Annotated in this window: 12 protein-coding genes; 3 read left to right on the top strand and 9 right to left on the bottom strand. The window is 58.9% G+C overall.

Features of this window, described 5'->3' with window-relative positions:
* The 3 genes from asnB to NKJ12_RS20680 are packed head-to-tail and all read right to left on the bottom strand — an operon-like array spanning position 1 to position 4,473.
* Positions 1-1,995 (bottom strand): asparagine synthase (glutamine-hydrolyzing), encoded by a 1,995-nt coding sequence (gene asnB / locus NKJ12_RS20690; protein ID WP_352704726.1) that lies wholly within the window; start codon positions 1,993-1,995, stop codon positions 1-3.
* A gap of 4 nt (positions 1,996-1,999) precedes the next feature.
* Positions 2,000-3,256 (bottom strand): O-antigen ligase family protein, encoded by a 1,257-nt coding sequence (locus NKJ12_RS20685; protein WP_352704724.1) that lies wholly within the window; start codon positions 3,254-3,256, stop codon positions 2,000-2,002.
* A complete protein-coding gene (locus NKJ12_RS20680) occupies positions 3,253-4,473 on the bottom strand; it encodes a glycosyltransferase family 4 protein (protein ID WP_352704722.1) in 1,221 nt (406 codons plus the stop codon). Before NKJ12_RS20680 ends, NKJ12_RS20685 begins: the two co-directional genes overlap by 4 nt.
* A gap of 886 nt (positions 4,474-5,359) precedes the next feature.
* On the opposite strand from NKJ12_RS20680, the gene NKJ12_RS20675 reads away from it, so the two are divergent.
* The gene (locus NKJ12_RS20675; RefSeq protein WP_352704720.1) at positions 5,360-7,300 is read left to right on the top strand and encodes a calcium-binding protein; all 1,941 of its coding nucleotides are present in this window, start codon (positions 5,360-5,362) and stop codon (positions 7,298-7,300) included.
* A 1,081-nt stretch (positions 7,301-8,381) separates the two neighbouring features.
* A complete protein-coding gene (locus NKJ12_RS20670) occupies positions 8,382-10,361 on the top strand; it encodes a calcium-binding protein (RefSeq protein WP_352704718.1) in 1,980 nt (659 codons plus the stop codon).
* A 160-nt stretch (positions 10,362-10,521) separates the two neighbouring features.
* On the opposite strand, the gene NKJ12_RS20665 is transcribed toward NKJ12_RS20670, so the two are convergent.
* Together NKJ12_RS20665 and NKJ12_RS20660 are read right to left on the bottom strand one after the other, a co-directional pair.
* Entirely contained in the window at positions 10,522-11,505 is a 984-nt protein-coding gene (locus NKJ12_RS20665) for an aldo/keto reductase (RefSeq protein ID WP_352704716.1), read from the bottom strand.
* Positions 11,506-11,515: 10 nt separating this feature from the next.
* Positions 11,516-11,671 (bottom strand): YjiS-like domain-containing protein, encoded by a 156-nt coding sequence (locus NKJ12_RS20660; protein WP_352704714.1) that lies wholly within the window; start codon positions 11,669-11,671, stop codon positions 11,516-11,518.
* A 235-nt stretch (positions 11,672-11,906) separates the two neighbouring features.
* Between NKJ12_RS20660 and NKJ12_RS20655 the strand changes: the two genes are divergently transcribed.
* Entirely contained in the window at positions 11,907-12,776 is an 870-nt protein-coding gene (locus NKJ12_RS20655; RefSeq protein WP_352704712.1) for a LysR family transcriptional regulator, read from the top strand.
* 154 nt (positions 12,777-12,930) lie between these two features.
* Here the strand turns inward: NKJ12_RS20655 and NKJ12_RS20650 are convergent, their stop codons facing one another.
* The 4 genes from NKJ12_RS20650 to NKJ12_RS20635 all read right to left on the bottom strand — a co-directional run bounded on the left by NKJ12_RS20650 (position 12,931) and on the right by NKJ12_RS20635 (position 15,043).
* Positions 12,931-13,377, bottom strand: a complete 447-nt coding sequence (locus NKJ12_RS20650; protein ID WP_352704710.1) for an MBL fold metallo-hydrolase — start codon at positions 13,375-13,377, stop codon at positions 12,931-12,933.
* A 37-nt stretch (positions 13,378-13,414) separates the two neighbouring features.
* A complete protein-coding gene (locus NKJ12_RS20645) occupies positions 13,415-13,765 on the bottom strand; it encodes a MurR/RpiR family transcriptional regulator (RefSeq protein WP_352704708.1) in 351 nt (116 codons plus the stop codon).
* Between the two features lie 5 nt (positions 13,766-13,770).
* Positions 13,771-14,595 (bottom strand): 3-methyl-2-oxobutanoate hydroxymethyltransferase, encoded by an 825-nt coding sequence (locus tag NKJ12_RS20640; protein WP_352704706.1) that lies wholly within the window; start codon positions 14,593-14,595, stop codon positions 13,771-13,773.
* 142 nt (positions 14,596-14,737) lie between these two features.
* Positions 14,738-15,043 (bottom strand): MocE family 2Fe-2S type ferredoxin, encoded by a 306-nt coding sequence (locus NKJ12_RS20635; protein WP_352704704.1) that lies wholly within the window; start codon positions 15,041-15,043, stop codon positions 14,738-14,740.
* Positions 15,044-15,048 lie beyond the last annotated feature (5 nt).

Genomic DNA, 15,048 nt, shown 5'->3' with positions numbered 1-15,048 from the left:
TTAATCTCCTGTAAGTTCGGGCACGCGAGAACCCGTTGCTGTGGGCGATGGGCGCCTTGCCTCGTTGTGCCAGGCCTGGAACATCAAAGCGGGCCACAATTCACGAGAATGGTCGTGCCTGCCGTCAACGTGATCGCGCCAGCACGCATCCACCTCTGCAAGGTCGAAAATCCCGTCTCCGGACAAACGCATATCGGCGACAAGGTCGTTTGCCCAACTCAGCAGCGGGCCTCTCAGCCAGACGGCTATAGGAACATCAAAACCTTGCTTCGGCCGCTCGATCAGCCGCTGCGGAACGTATCGGCGCAACAACTGACGAAGGATCCACTTGCCTTTGCCATTACGAACTTTCGTATTCGTCGGCAGGCGCCAGGCAAATTCGACAACCCGATGATCGAGCAGCGGGCATCGCCCCTCGAGGCTGTTGGCCATGCTGGCGCGGTCCAGCTTCACCAATATATCGCCGGGGAGGTATCCAGCCATATCGTCATACAACAGACGGGACAGCAGCCCATCAAGCCGGTGCTCGACGTGAATTGATGAGGGTGGCTGGTGGAGGCTCAGGTTCTCGTTCGATGATCCCGTAAGTCGCCGATACAACTCGTCCTCGTTGGCTGCAGCAAGCAGCTGAGCTAGGCGATTCAGCCGATCCCCCCGAAGCGCATGCCGTGCACCCTCCGAAAGCGGCAGCTTGCCGACGAGATCGTGGCGGGCTGCACGGGCCAATAACCTAGTGCCTGCCGCGAGCGCCCGACGCAGTGCTGACGGCAGAATATGCTGTCGTCGCAGGCGGGCCGCCATGAAGTGGCGTGCGTAGCCGGCGAAGCATTCATCGCCACCGTCGCCCGACAGAGCCACCGTAACGTGCCGGCGGGCGAGCCGCGCCACCAGCAGAGTTGGTATCTGCGATTCGTCAGCGAATGGCTCGTCCCAGATCTGCGGCAGTTCTGGAATGACGTCGCGCGCTACGGCAGCCGAAAGGTGGAGTTCGGTATGGTCGGTCCCCAGATGGCGCGCGACTTCCGCAGCGTGGGGAGCCTCATCGAACCCGCCCTCTCCGAAAGCGATGGTGAACGTGCGCACAGGCTTTTCCGATTGAGCCTGCATAAGGGCCACAACCGTCGAGCTATCTATTCCGCCCGACAGGAAGGCCCCGAGCGGGACGTCAGCGATCATGCGCTCCCGAACGGCAAGTCGAAGCAGGCCGTCCAGTTCATTGGTGAGTTCCTCGTCGCTGCCGGCGACCTGTTCCGCCCGCCCTTCCGTGGCGGCTTCGGCCAGCGACCACCAGCGTCGAATGCGATGCGACAGAGAGGCGACACTGCGTTCCCCGGAGAACTCAGCGGCCGTTACCGACAGGACCGAACCCGGCGGCAGCTTGAACACGCCTCGCCAAATGCAGCTGTCATCCGGTACCCATCCCTTCGAAAGCATTGCCGCGGCCGCATCGATATCGAGCTCCTGGCAAAACCCTGGAAAACGGTTGATCGCCTTCAACTCGGAAGCAAAAACAAGTGCATCGCGTGTTGAGGCGATATAAAGCGGCTTTTTACCCATTCGGTCGCGGGCGAGATGGAGCGTCCTTGTCCTAAGGTCCCACAATCCTAAAGCGAACATGCCGGCGAAACGGGTGAGTGCTTTTTCGAGGCCCCAACTCTCAATTGCGGCGAGCATGACTTCGGTATCGCTGGCGCTCCGAAAATGATGGCCTGTACTCTCCAGCTCACGGCGCAAATCACGGAAATTGTATATTTCGCCGTTGAATGTAATGACATATCGGCCGCTTTCAGAATGCATCGGCTGACGGCCAGCCTCCGACAGGTCAACTATGGCCAGCCGCCTGTGACCGAAGGCGACCCCCGATTCACAGTTTACCCAGAATGCCTCGCCATCCGGCCCGCGGTGACGAAGTGCGGCCGTCATCTGCTCTATTGCCCTGAGCGGCCTCGTGTCGGCTGAATCGGAGGCAAGAAGAATTCCGGCAATACCACACATACCATTACCCCGGATTGTTGGAGATTGCAGAAACTGCTTTCGGCGTACCGGCGACAAGGCAGATGGTTAGCGCAAACCATACGATCGGGTGGCGGATGATCAGGTGCGGCATCCCGAAGATGATAATTGACACCACGAGCGCTAACAGCGCGTCGAGCTTCGCACGCCACACCGATATGATGGCGGCGCCGACTATCCAGACCAGCGCCAGAACTGCAATGAGACCACCTTGAGTGTACAGGTCGAGGATCGTGTTGTGAGCCTCGAAGGGCCGTTCCAGAAATTGCGAGTCGAACACTGATGGGCGCTCGAGATGCGGACCTGGACCAAGGCCCAGCGACCCGGATTCGGCGCCCTTCTCCAACGCTTCGTTCCAGAGATGCACGCGGAGTGCGACGGTTTCGGCAGTGGCCTCGCCGCCTTTGTCCTTGGTTAGGCCCTTGGCGAAATTTTCGAGGACGCTCGCCTCAGTTACGGCGTAAGGGGTTATCGCGATCGCCAACGGAAGGATACCGACAAGCAACAGGAGGACGGCTTGCCGTGAAAAGCTGACCCTGTTGCCACCGGTCTTGAGCCATGTCCTGATCCGCAGCCCGAGGAACGTCAGGCAGGTCAGGATGCTGGTGTACAAATAGGTATCGCTCTTTGTCAGCCTCCCGACATAGAAGGTCAGGAACAAGCTGGCGATCCCAAGAAACCTGCCCCATCGATTGCTGGTGGTGGTCGCAAGATGCAAGGCTAGCGGGCCAAAGATTGCGCAGTAGAGCGCGAGCTGGTTTGGATTATGCGACCAGCCACGAAAGCGGTCCCAGTACCAGGGATCGACGCCAGCTTGGGGGATCCAGCCCCAGCCCTGTCCCAGCTGAATGGCAAGCGCGATATTCGCGATGCCCACAACCCACCAGCCAGTACGACGCAGCCGGCGATCAGCGTCGGGTTCTGCAGCGGCAAGGCAGGTGATACTGACCAACAGCAGGTAGGCCATCGTATCGTGCATCAGGCCCGTCAGATATAGAATTGTGGTCAGATAGCCGACGACGGTGCCGATCCCGAGAGCAAGCGCCATGATCGTCCAGAAGCTCACAAGGCGTGTCAGCGCCGGCCTTGTCTCCAGGTGGCCCCCCGCGAGTACGCGCCCAATCGACAGCATGATCCAAAGTACGATGAACAGTTCGCCAACCCCTAAGGGCGACCCTGGAATGTCGAGTTGCACCGCATAGGTCGTTGCGAGACCGCAGGCCAGGATCGCGTCCCGGATCATCGGCGCCCGTCCAATCTGCTTCTCGCAGCACCCTCTCCAAACAAGGTCGGAGACGCCGGTCGGGCGAGATCGCTGTGGGGTTTGGCGCCAAGGATATTTTTGTACAGATCGCAATATTGGGCCACCACCCGCGGCAGCGCGAACTGCTCCCGGACAAGTTCGACGGAACGACCGCCCATGACTTTTCCGCGACTGCGGTCGGAAAGGATGTCAAGTATTCGAGATGCAAGACCATCGGCGTCGTGCGGTTGGACAAGATAGCCGTTCCATCCATCCTCGACCACTTCATTGCAGCCGGGCATGTTCGAGGCAACGATGGGCAAACCCGCCAGCCCTGCCTCGAGCAGGACGCGCGGGATTCCTTCTCGATATTGTGTGGGGAAGGCGAACACGTCGGCCATGCCAAGAAGGGCTGGAACATCGCGTCGTGGGCCAAGCGCGATAACATGAGGAGCGTGTCGATCGATTTCCGATTTGTCGACTGCAAATGGACCTTCGGACTCCCAAGGGCCGACAAGCACGAAACGAGCATTAGGTCTTTTGGAAAGGACGCGGGGCACTGCTTGAAGCAGTATCGGGATGCCCTTCTGGCGGGTCAGCCGGCCCACAAAAATCACGATCTCCGCTGACTGGAGCCCGAGTTCCTTGCGCATTTTCGTTGCCGGCGGAGCAAGATGCCTCGCCATGGCGAACGCATCGACGTCGATGCCAGAACTGCGGATCACTTTTCCGCTGCCGGGTTCAATTAATCGAAAGCGCTTGAAGAAGGCCTCATCGTCCCGGTTCTGAAACACCGTCGCTGCCGTCCAGAAGGAAGCAAGCCACTGCAGTCCGCAAAAGATTGGACGCAGGGCCAGAGCCCGCGGTTCGAGCGAGGAGAATGTCCAGCCCAGGCCGTTGATCGTGCGTACGACCGGGACTGTTCCGCGCAGCGAAAGGGGTGCGAGCAGGTTAGGCTTGGTGTCGAAACTTTGGACAATGTCAGGCCGGAGTTCCGCAACCAGTTTCCGAATCGCTCTTACGGCGGTCCACTCGCCACCGCCGCTGGCAAATCGGTCGAAACCGTAGCGGCGATGCGGAATGCCATGCCGCAAAAACGCAGCCTCATCGCCGGTCGAAACCGCAGTGACCCGGAAGCCGCTTTCGCGCAGCGACATTAGGAACGGAATTCTCAGGGCGTGATCTTCGCCTCCCACACAAACGAGATGCGGATTCATCCCGAAGCTCCCGTCCGTGCGCCGTGTTTCGGTCGCATGAAGTAACTACCTTTCGCATCTGCTTTCATGGTTTTGCTTCGTTACTTCTGTGCGCGTGAAAGGGTACGGTAGGAGGAGGCTTGCCTACTGTCCTCGTCTGTTTGAATGAGGTAAACCGCATTGGGATCACGGCCTTACGCACAGCGCGAAGCACCTCGACGGCATCTTGTGGATACGCCGATGAATTGTGCCTCGAACTCTGGCGAGTTCTGCCAAGCCGGACTCGTCACTGATAAGCCAACCGAAGAAAGCCCTTCCGACAGTCGTGCGCTGTACGGCTGCTCTACGCTGGGATTCCTAAGCTCCCTGTCCGGTCCGCGTGTTACCAGGCATGATGATCAGCCCTCTCACCCACAACCCCTGACGCGACTTGCCTTCATGCGACCAGCGGGCAAGCCGATTCGACCCCTCCGATGTCGGAAACTGATCTGCCGACCGATATCCCGCGACGCGCGGGCAGACGCTTACGAATTGTCCACAACTAATTGGTTGCGGCAACGAGACTACGAAGGGCCTTGTCCCTTAGATTAAATGTTCTTCTGATATGTAAATTTGCAGGTTAACAGCTAAATTAACAATTCAATTCCGCAACATGCAGGCTAAATTTTTAGACAATTAAACTATCTATTTCCAATTAATTGGATTGATCTGCATAGCCGTGCGAGCTTAACGTGGTTATATTCTTGATATTTATTTAATACATCTATTGGGATTTCTCTCTCCGTGCAGCATTCCTATTGGCGATCAACCATTCTATCAGCGCCTGCAGGTATGTGATTTGGCGCTAATATACACCCTCTAGTAGGCAATCCCCGGGGCGCTATCGAATGAGACAAAGGAATATTGGATGGCAACTCTGCACTACGCCTCGGGTGGTTCCGCCACCGAAATCGCAACCGCCGGCTTCAATCTGGCTGACGTTCAGTATGTTTCGCTGGTCAACGCATTGCCGGATGGCATGAAGGGTCTGGTGTACCTCAATGAGCACGAGGGCGTAACCTCATCCTTCATCGAGAAAATGACCCCCTTCCTCGGCAATCCGAATGTGTTTGGGTTCTATCTTGTTGACGAGCCCGATCCCACCGGCAGGTGGGGCACCTACGCAACCGCTGAGAACCTGAAGGCGGAATCCGACTGGATCCATGAGCATTTTCCAGGCGCCAAGACCTTCATCACCATGATGAACATGGGGTCCCCGACCAATCCGGATTTTACGAACACCTACAATCCGGCCAACACGCATATCGACTATTTCGGAATAGACCCCTATCCGGTGCGCACGGGAACGGACACGGTCGATTATGACATGATCGATCGAGCCGTGGCTGCAGCGGTGAAATCGGGCATCCCGGTTAGCAACATCGTTCCGGTCTATCAGGCCTTTGGCGGCGGTAACTGGGAGACTTCCGATGGCGGAAGACAGGTCATGCCCACCTCCGAACAGATGCAAATCATGATCGATCATTGGGCCGCACTGGTGCCGTCACCTGCCTTCGACTACACCTACAAATGGGGAACGCAGAACGGCGACACCGCACTTGAAAGCTCCCCGGAACTGCAAGCCGTTTTCCGGGAGCACAACCTCGCTACCACCGGGACCGAACCGCCTCCCGTCGAGACAAGCGACACCTTGTATGGCACCAGCGGCGACGATGTGTTTCACGGAGCCGGCGGCCACACGATGATCGGCTATGGCGGCAATGATACCTATTATGTCGACGATGTCCGCGATAAGGAGATTGAGGCTGCGGGCGGCGGTACCGACAAAGCATTCGCCTCCGTAAGTCATGCGCTTGCGGCCGGATCGGAAATCGAACTTCTCGCCACCAACAGCCCGTCCGGCACCACGGCGATCAACCTGACCGGCAATGCGTTCGCCCAGACTATCCAGGGCAATGCCGGCGCCAATGTCATCAACGGCGGGGGTGGGGCCGATACTATGACCGGCTATGGCGGCAACGACACCTATTATGTCGACAATGCTGGTGACAAGGTTCGCGAGGCGGTCGGCGGTGGTATCGACAAGGTGCTCGCCTCAGCAAGCTTTGCGCTTGTGCACTCGGCAGCCTCGCAGGTCGAACTTCTTGCTACCACGAATCCCTCCGGCACGGCAGCAATCGATCTCGTTGGCAACGAGTTCGCCCAGACGATCCAAGGCAATGCCGGTGCTAATTACATCAACGGTATGGGTGGCGCCGACACGCTGACAGGCTATGGCGGCAATGACACTTACGTCGTCGACAATGCTGGCGACAGGGTGATTGAAGCGGCCGGCGGCGGCGGCGACAGGGTATTTTCCACGGTGAGCTATGCTCTTTCGGCCGGCTCCCAAGTTGAGCTTCTTGCCACCACAAATCCTTCCGGCACGGGAGCAATCAATCTCACTGGCAACGAGTTTAACCAAGCCATCCAGGGCAACGCCGGCGCGAACATCATCAACGGCGCACGAGGTGCCGACATCTTGACCGGTAACGGAGGCAATGATGCCTTCGTGTTCAACAGCGCTCTTGGAGCCGGTAATATCGACAGGATCACCGACTTCAACAAGCTCCAGGACAAGATCCAGCTCGACGACGCGGTTTTTGCCGGGCTTAAGCTGGGAGGCCTTTCATCCGATGCTTTCTTTGCGGGTGCGGCCGCACATGATAGCTCCGATCATATCATCTACAACAACTCAACCGGAGCACTCTCTTTCGACAGCGACGGGATCGGTGGCGCAGCTCAAATACAGTTCGCCACGCTCTCTCCAGGTCTGTCGCTTGCAGCAGGTTCGTTTCTTGTGATCTGAACGACCCGGAACGGCGGACCTTCTGCTCGAGCCGGTCCGCCGCTCCGTCTTTGTTCAAGCACCGGATTTTTCCAAAGCGGGTGCCCAACCTTCGTCACCAGCGGGTTCGCTAGCAGGGTATCATTGAGGGGTGGCTTGAATCTGCCCGCCACCGAGTTTACTCGGCGCGGTTCGCGGCCGCTTCCGTGTCTTAAACGGACTTAGTGCATCTCAGTGAAAGAGAAGCTCATCGCACCGTGCATGACGACGAAGCAAAACGGCTTCGCGAGTAATCCGGTGTGCACTTTCTCGTCTCTTTACTCTTATTCGATTCTTGTCGGCAACGCACGGTCAGATCCCATCTGAGCCCGGTATCGAGTATCAGATCCCTGGGCCGCTATCAGATCCGCTGCGCAATAGCGGCCATGGCTTCACAAACCGCCCCTTCGCAGATCACGATCGATAAATCGGGACTGCCAATTACTTGAGCGCGAGAGCAGGAACCAGGCACCGCGAACCCGGCAGTCATTCCGCAGTTGTCGCTCGCTTGTAAACGTGGGCCGAACCGCTTTGATGTCGCTTAAGTCTTCCTCATGGGCGAGTGCGGCAGGCGCTCCAACTGGGAACCGCCCCTATTCTCACCTTGAGCGGCTTCCTACATTGACTTGATCTCGATCACGGAGATCTGCCGCCCGCTGAGCGCGCAGATGCCTACGAATTGTCCACAACTAATTGCTTGCGGCAGTGAGACCGCGGAGCGGCTTGGCTCTTGTGGCTAACGTCTGTCTGATTTTCATCTCGTAAGGTAAATTGATAAATCAAAAACAAAAAAGAATGTAATTTGCCGTAATTTAAACGTCCTAAGTTGCGAAGCTACAGCTATTTCAAAATAAAGTCGCGATTCAGCCGGGATTGTGACCTAAGAAAAGCGATAAGTTTCTTGTGTACAACCCGTTTTTATGAAAATAAGCCACAATGCATGCAGCATTCCTACAAACGCTCAATGATTTTATCAACGGGTGTCTTTATGTGATTTGGCGCTAATATACACCCTCTAGTAGGTAGGCCTCGGGCGCTATCGAACGAGAAAAAGGATTACTGGATGGCAACTCTGCACTACACCTCGGGTGGCTCCGCCACCGAAATCGCAAACGCTGGCTTCAATCTGGCTGACGTTCAATATGTTAGCCAGGTCAACGCATTGCCGGATGGCATGAAGGGCCTGGTGTATCTGAATGAGCACGAGGGCGTAACCTCATCCTTCATCGAGAAAATGACCCCCTTCCTCGGCAATCCGAACGTGTTCGGATTCTATCTTGTTGACGAGCCCGATCCCACCGGCAGGTGGGGCACCTACGCAACCGCTGAGAACCTGAAGGCGGAATCCGACTGGATCCATGAGCATTTTCCGGGCGCCAAGACCTTCATCACCATGATGAATATGGGATCCCCGACCAATCCGGATTTTACGAACACCTACAATCCGGCCAACACGCATATCGACTATTTCGGAATAGACCCCTATCCGGTGCGCACGGGAACGGACACGGTCGATTACGACATGATCGATCGAGCCGTGGCTGCAGCGGTGAAGTCGGGCATCCCGGCTAACAACATCGTTCCGGTATATCAGGCCTTTGGCGGCGGTAACTGGGAGACTTCCGATGGCGGAAGACATGTCATGCCCACCCCCGAACAGATGCAAACCATGATCGATCATTGGGCCGCATTGGTTCCGACGCCCGGCTTCGACTACACCTACAAATGGGGAACGCAGAACGGCGACACCGCGCTTGAAAGCTCCTCCGAATTGCAAGCCGTTTTCCGGGAGCACAACCTCGCTACCACCGGGGCCGAACCTTCCGACACCAGCGACGGCAGCGCTGCCGCGACACCCCCTTCCGATGCCGCCGCCAGCGATAGCAGTTCGACTGTGACTGCCCCATCCCATGACGCCACCGGCGACAACACTTCGACTGCGACTGCCCCTTCCCATGACGCCACCGGCGATATCAGTTCGACTGCTACGGCCCCTTCCGACGCCACCGCCAGCGATAGCAGTTCGACTGCGACTGCCCCTTCCCATGACGCCACCGGCGATATCAGTTCGACTGCCACGGCCCCTTCCCATGACGCCACCGGCGATAGCAGTTCGACTGCCACGGCCCCTTCCGACGCCACCGCCAGCGATAGCAGTTCGACTGCCACGGCCCCTTCCCATGACGCCACCGGCGATAGCAGTTCGACTGTAACTGCCGCTTCCGACGACGCCACCGGCAATACCAGTTCGACTGCCGCGGCCTCTTCCGAAGCCGCGACGGGCGATAGCAGTTCCACTGCAACTGTGCCTTCCGCTGCCACCGCTGCCGATAATAGCTCTACTGTGGCCGCCTCCGACTCCAACACCAGCCATGGCACTTCTACTGCGACTGCTACCGCCGTCGCCCCTTCCGACGCCAGCACTAGCGATAGTAATTCTGCTGGAGCTGCGACTTCCCACCGCACGGCCAGTCACGGAAAGGCCACCAGTGATGCCTCCCATGCAAGTGCAAGCACCGAAAAAATGGCGGGCCATAGCGGCAACGACACCTCCCATGTCGACACTGGCGGCAACAAGATGGACGATTTGGGCAGCGGCGTTGACCGGGTGCTGGCTGTGTTGAGCCATGCTCTTTCTGCCGGCTCGGAGTTTCTCGCCACCAACAATCACTCCGACAGAACGGCAACCAACCTGACCGGCCATGGGTTCGCCCAGACCGTCCAGAGCGGTGAAAATGTCGGGGCCCAGGCAAAGAACGGCGCCGCCGCCGAGATCATGTCGGGTCACGGAGGCAACGATGCCTTCGACTTCAGCAAGCTTCAGGACAAGCTCCACCTCGATCAAGCCGCTCTTACCGAGCTTAAGTCGAGCGGGCTTTCATTGCATGCGTCCCCTGCTGGTACGACCACCGATGATGGTTCCCATCACATCATCTTTGACAGCTCAACCGGGTCGCTCTCTCTCGACAGCGACGCGGCGGGCGGCGCAGCTCAAGCGCAGCTCGCCACCCATCTCCCGTTGCAGCATCACTCTTTGATCTGAAAACCAGAGCGGCGGACCTTCAACTCGAGCGTGTCCGCCGCTCCGTCCTTGTTCAATTGCGCCACGGAAGCTTGATCAAGGAAGATACGATATCGGCTGACATCAGACAGATCGGAGTTGGCCGGCATATCGCCAATGCGAATTTCGGCGCCGCCACACCCTAAGCGGTCTCGGCAATTTTCAGCACGGCGTCGATCTCGGCCATCACCGCTACCGGCAGCGGCCCTTTCTCCAGCGCACCGAGATTGTCTTCGACCTGCTCGGGCCGCGTGAACCCGGGAACCGGCAGGGCGATTGCCGACTTGGCGAGTATCCAGCCGAGTGCGCCTTGCGCAAGCGTGCGTCCGCCCGAGGTGAGCAGGTCGCGGATTGCCGAGAGCCTTGACAGATGGTGCGGGTTGGCGGCGCCATCCCTGAAAAATACCATCCATTCGGCATTGCCGCCGCGCACATCGTTGGTGGGCAGCCGCATGGCCGGCGTATATTTGCCGGTGAGCAGCCCCATTGCCAGCGGCAGCCGGCTGAACGAGACGAGGTTCTCGCGCGCCGCAACGGCCATCAGCCCGTTCGCCGGGGTAAACACATTGAAGTCGTTCTCTACGGCGACGAAGCCCTCGCGCGGCGCGTAGGCGGCAAGCCGTTCGCGGTGATCGGTGCTCCAGCCGAAGCCGCTGATCTTGCCCTCCTGGCGCAACAGGCCGAGCGTATCGAACACCTCGCCGGCGCGCTCGATCGGATACTCGTTGATATGTAGCAGCACGACGTCGATACAATCGCGCTGCAGGCGCTGCCGCGAATTGTCGATCGATGTCCGGATCGCTGCGGCAGAGGCATCCTCGGGAGCAATCTTGCGCGTTTCGGGATCGCCGAAATAGCCGACCTTGGTGACGATGACGGCTTCGTCCTTACCCTTCAACGCTCGCCCGAGGATCAGTTCGGCATTGCCGGCGCCATAGGCGGCCGCCGTGTCGAACACCCGCGCGCCGATCTCATAGGCCATCGCCAGCGCGGCTTGCGACCTGATGTCGTCGACCTCGCCATAGGTTGTCGCCGTGTCACGCCAACGCGCGGGGCCACCCGCCGCCCAGGTGCCGATGCCAATGCGCGGTACCGAGCGGCCATCCCAAAGCTCAATCATCTGCATGCCCGGTTCCTCAACGACGCACGCTGGCGTGACGGGCATGCTCGCGGATCTCTTCGCGAGAAATGCCAGCATCCACAAGTGTGCTGTCTGGGGCCCGCCTCAAGCTCGCAAGCGTCTGGCGATAGGCAAGCCAGCGGGTGAAACGGTGTCGAAGTTCATCCAACATGATCGTCTCCTTTGGCGTGGAGAATGCCCGCGCGCTTGGGTTGGTCGAAAGCGCAAAGCATCGGCGCGAAGCGCATGCGCGATCGAAAAGATTGCGGTGGCTTCTTAGCCAGCCGAGGCGCTTGTCACTGTCCCGCCAAGCAAGATTGTCCAACGCGCCCAACGCCTGCATACTTGCGCATGATGCCCGCTTCGCGCTACAGCCACGGTCGCAAGGAGTTTTTCATTTCTGCAAAATGGATATCGGCTGGGACGATCTGAGGTTGTTTCTCGACGTTGCGCGGCTGGGTGGCTTGAGCGCAGCGACGGGAACCACGCGCCTCAGCGCAGCCACCCTTGGACGACGCGTCACCGCGCTGGAAAAGCAGATCGGCGAACCTCTGTTCGTGCGCCAGCAGACCGGCTACCGGCTGACCCCGGTCGGCGAAGAACTGCTGCGGCGCGCCGAAGACGTCGAGGCAGCAATGCAGTCGCTGACCCGCTGGCGCGAGGGAAACCTGCCCGACCGCATTGTCCGCGTCTCGGCCGGGCCATGGACGTCGGCCTTCGTTTCCGCCCATATCGGCGAGATCTGGACGGTCGATGACGGCATAAGGGTGGAGCTTGTCACCACGACCGAGCGGGTCGACATCGGCCACCGTGCCGCCGACATCGGCATCCGCAGCGAGCGTCCGACCGAGCAGTGGCTGGCCGGCCGTCAGAGCGGCAAAGTCGCTCACGCCATTTATTCCGGACGTCACCTGATCAACGGCATCGCCGCTGGATTGTTCGTCGGCGTCACCGGCGAAGGCGCAAACGTTGCATCGGCGCGCTGGCTGCAAGCCCATCACGGCGACCGCATCGCCGTACGCGGCAACAACACCCATGCGGTGCGTGAACTGGTGGCCGCCGGCGCCGGCCTTTCGGTCTTTCCGTGCTTCGTCGCTGACAGCGATCCGCGGCTGGTTCGCGTCGCTCAGCCTATCCCCGAGCTCGAAACCGACCAATGGATCGTCACCCATCACGAGGAACGTCACTCGCCGCCGGTACGAAAAGTCGCCGAGCGGATTGCCGCCTTGATGCGGGCGCACCAGCCGCTGTTTCGCGGCGAGACGCCGATCCGGTAAGCCTCAGGCGTCGATCGGCCGCCAGTGGATCAAGAATCAGATATTTTGTGGGCCGGACGATGTGCCCGCCGTTGAGGACTCCGGAGTGAGGCGCGCTGCTCGTCGAGATCCTTGCCCTGGGCGAAAAGAGCGGTACCAATCAGTACCGGGCCGCCTATCCGGTCACTCGTCCTCCTGCCGGCTCATAGCCGTATGCTTCGCCCTTACGCACCACGCGGCCGATGCCCGGCCAGCCAAGGTGCGCGCCTGCGATCCACGTCCTCGCCTTGGCCGCGTCACTGACAACCTTTAGGCGGGTTGCGCGCGCCGTCGGCTGATCGTCGTCATAGCCCCAACTGAACGCGGGATTGCCGAACTGCAAGGCTGGCACATGAACGACGTCCCCGAAGAATAGGAAACGGTCCTCGTCGGTGTCGAACGCGTAGCCGGTATGACTGGCAGCATGACCCGGCAGGGCGACCGCCCTCAATCGCTCACCCACCTGGTCGCCATTCTGGACAGGCTTCAGCAGGGGCCGGAACTGCGCAAGGTGCGCGTAAGCGAAAAAGCTCCCAACAGCCGCCTCGGGAATTACGATCGCCGTCAAGTTTGGAAAGAGCACTCGGCCGTCGGGGGTCAAAAGTCCGTGCACATGATCCTCAGCAGTTCGCCTTCACGTATTCTTCCTGAAGTTTGAATCGAAGCAGTATATGATTTCGGAAGCAGCTCTGCATTTCCACAAACGACCCAAACCCGAGACGCGATGCAAGTCGGGACACGGTCGCGGGAGATACATGGCATCGGCGCGCGATTGCGGCGGCATTTTCGAAAGCCACGTAATCCGGCTCCGCAAATATCACCCGGGCGACAGCCTCCGACTTCTCCGGAAGTGTCAGTTCCCTTTTGGCAATCAGCGCTTTGAGCTCGTCAAGCGATGGCGCTCGGCGGTTGTCAACTGATACGCGCTGTCGACCGCATGTCCGTGAGGGATAAGATGAGCCCACAGACATAGTTCTCAACCTTTAACTATCTTCATGAAGATATCGAACTCGGCATCCACAATCGGAACCGTGTGCTCGTAACCGGGATATCTGCCTGAATCGACGTCTGCCTTGTAGTCCTTAAAGGCAGCGACGCGCTCGTCCTGAATCTTCTCCAGCTCAGGGCCAAGGTTTCGATAAACTTTTCCGTGTCGCGGCTGATGGTTCTTGCCGTAACCGCAAACGTCTTCTGTGAAGAGGTACTGCGCATCGGCATATTTGCCAGCGCCCATGCCTAGCATGACAAGCGAGGAGTTTTCGGTGAGGAATTTCGCGACGCGATCTGGGACGACTTCCAGCTCCGCGCCGAAGACTCCTATTTGCTCCAGCTTTTGGGTGTGCCGCCAAATGCGCACTGCTTCGTCCGCGGTCTTGCCGACTGCGCGCCAACCCGTCCAGGTGATATAAGACGGCACTAGGCCGATATGGCCAACGACAGGAATGTAGTTGTCGCATAACGTCTTCTGGATGTCGTATGACGCCGCACAATAAAAGGCGTCGCCGCCTGTGCCGGCAAAGTGGAACGCTGCACGCAGATAGTCCTCCGCTGTTGCGAGCGGGCGGCCCGCGAAACTCCCATAGCTGCCATATGGCAAACCGACTTGTACGAAACAATCGCCGGCTGCTTGGCGCATTTCCGGATCGAAATATCGACCTTCGATGGAGAGCATATGGATGCCGGCAGCGGCTGCGGCAGCCGCCTCATCCGGCGTGCTGACGAAGAGCATGGAGATTTTCTGTCCGCTCTTCTTCATCTTGCGGATGTCCTCGACATGAGGACGGTTGTGATACATGCCCATAATCAGCCTCCGCAGGGGATCAGGCCGTCAAACAGCGCCTTGGCGATGAATGGCCAATTCATTTCGGGGCGCCAAGTAATCGGGCGGTCGCGCCAGAGCATCTCGGCGCAGGCTGCAAGCTGGAACGGCTGGTCCATATGGCTCAGATCTCGATCATGACGCGGCCATTTTCGACCTTCGTCTTGTACGTCTTGAGATTCTCGCAAGCGGGCGGGGTCTCTACGTCGCCGGTCGTGAAGTCGAAGACGGATGCGTGTTTAGGGCACTCCACTGTATTCCCCATGACGAGGCCGTCAGCGAGATGAATACTCTCGTGCGTGCAAAGCCCGTCGGTGCAGAAATATTCGTCCCCGTCATTTCGAAAGATCGCAAAGGTGCGACCGCCATGATCGAAGCGCCTGGCTTCCTCGGCTTCGATGTCGGCGGCACAGGCGTCGATCCAAGGCATGGAAT

The sequence above is a fragment of the Mesorhizobium sp. M0195 genome, from assembly GCF_040322115.1.
Classification (GTDB): domain Bacteria; phylum Pseudomonadota; class Alphaproteobacteria; order Rhizobiales; family Rhizobiaceae; genus Mesorhizobium.
The sequence above is the reverse complement of the archived record's forward strand: the minus strand, read 5'-3'. Positions and strand labels throughout refer to the sequence as shown.

Bases quoted from the DNA above. Each gene is read 5' to 3' on its own strand.
- NKJ12_RS20635 (WP_352704704.1), bottom strand. From the start codon at position 15,043: ATGCCTTGGATCGACGCCTGTGCCGCCGACATCGAAGCCGAGGAAGCC.
- NKJ12_RS20665 (WP_352704716.1), bottom strand. From the start codon at position 11,505: ATGCAGATGATTGAGCTTTGGGATGGCCGCTCGGTACCGCGCATTGGC.
- NKJ12_RS20640 (WP_352704706.1), bottom strand. From the start codon at position 14,595: ATGGGCATGTATCACAACCGTCCTCATGTCGAGGACATCCGCAAGATG.
- NKJ12_RS20645 (WP_352704708.1), bottom strand. From the start codon at position 13,765: ATGTCTGTGGGCTCATCTTATCCCTCACGGACATGCGGTCGACAGCGC.
- NKJ12_RS20680 (WP_352704722.1), bottom strand. From the start codon at position 4,473: ATGAATCCGCATCTCGTTTGTGTGGGAGGCGAAGATCACGCCCTGAGA.
- NKJ12_RS20670 (WP_352704718.1), top strand. From the start codon at position 8,382: ATGGCAACTCTGCACTACACCTCGGGTGGCTCCGCCACCGAAATCGCA.
- NKJ12_RS20660 (WP_352704714.1), bottom strand. From the start codon at position 11,671: ATGTTGGATGAACTTCGACACCGTTTCACCCGCTGGCTTGCCTATCGC.
- asnB (WP_352704726.1), bottom strand. From the start codon at position 1,995: ATGTGTGGTATTGCCGGAATTCTTCTTGCCTCCGATTCAGCCGACACG.
- NKJ12_RS20655 (WP_352704712.1), top strand. From the start codon at position 11,907: ATGGATATCGGCTGGGACGATCTGAGGTTGTTTCTCGACGTTGCGCGG.
- NKJ12_RS20675 (WP_352704720.1), top strand. From the start codon at position 5,360: ATGGCAACTCTGCACTACGCCTCGGGTGGTTCCGCCACCGAAATCGCA.
- NKJ12_RS20685 (WP_352704724.1), bottom strand. From the start codon at position 3,256: ATGATCCGGGACGCGATCCTGGCCTGCGGTCTCGCAACGACCTATGCG.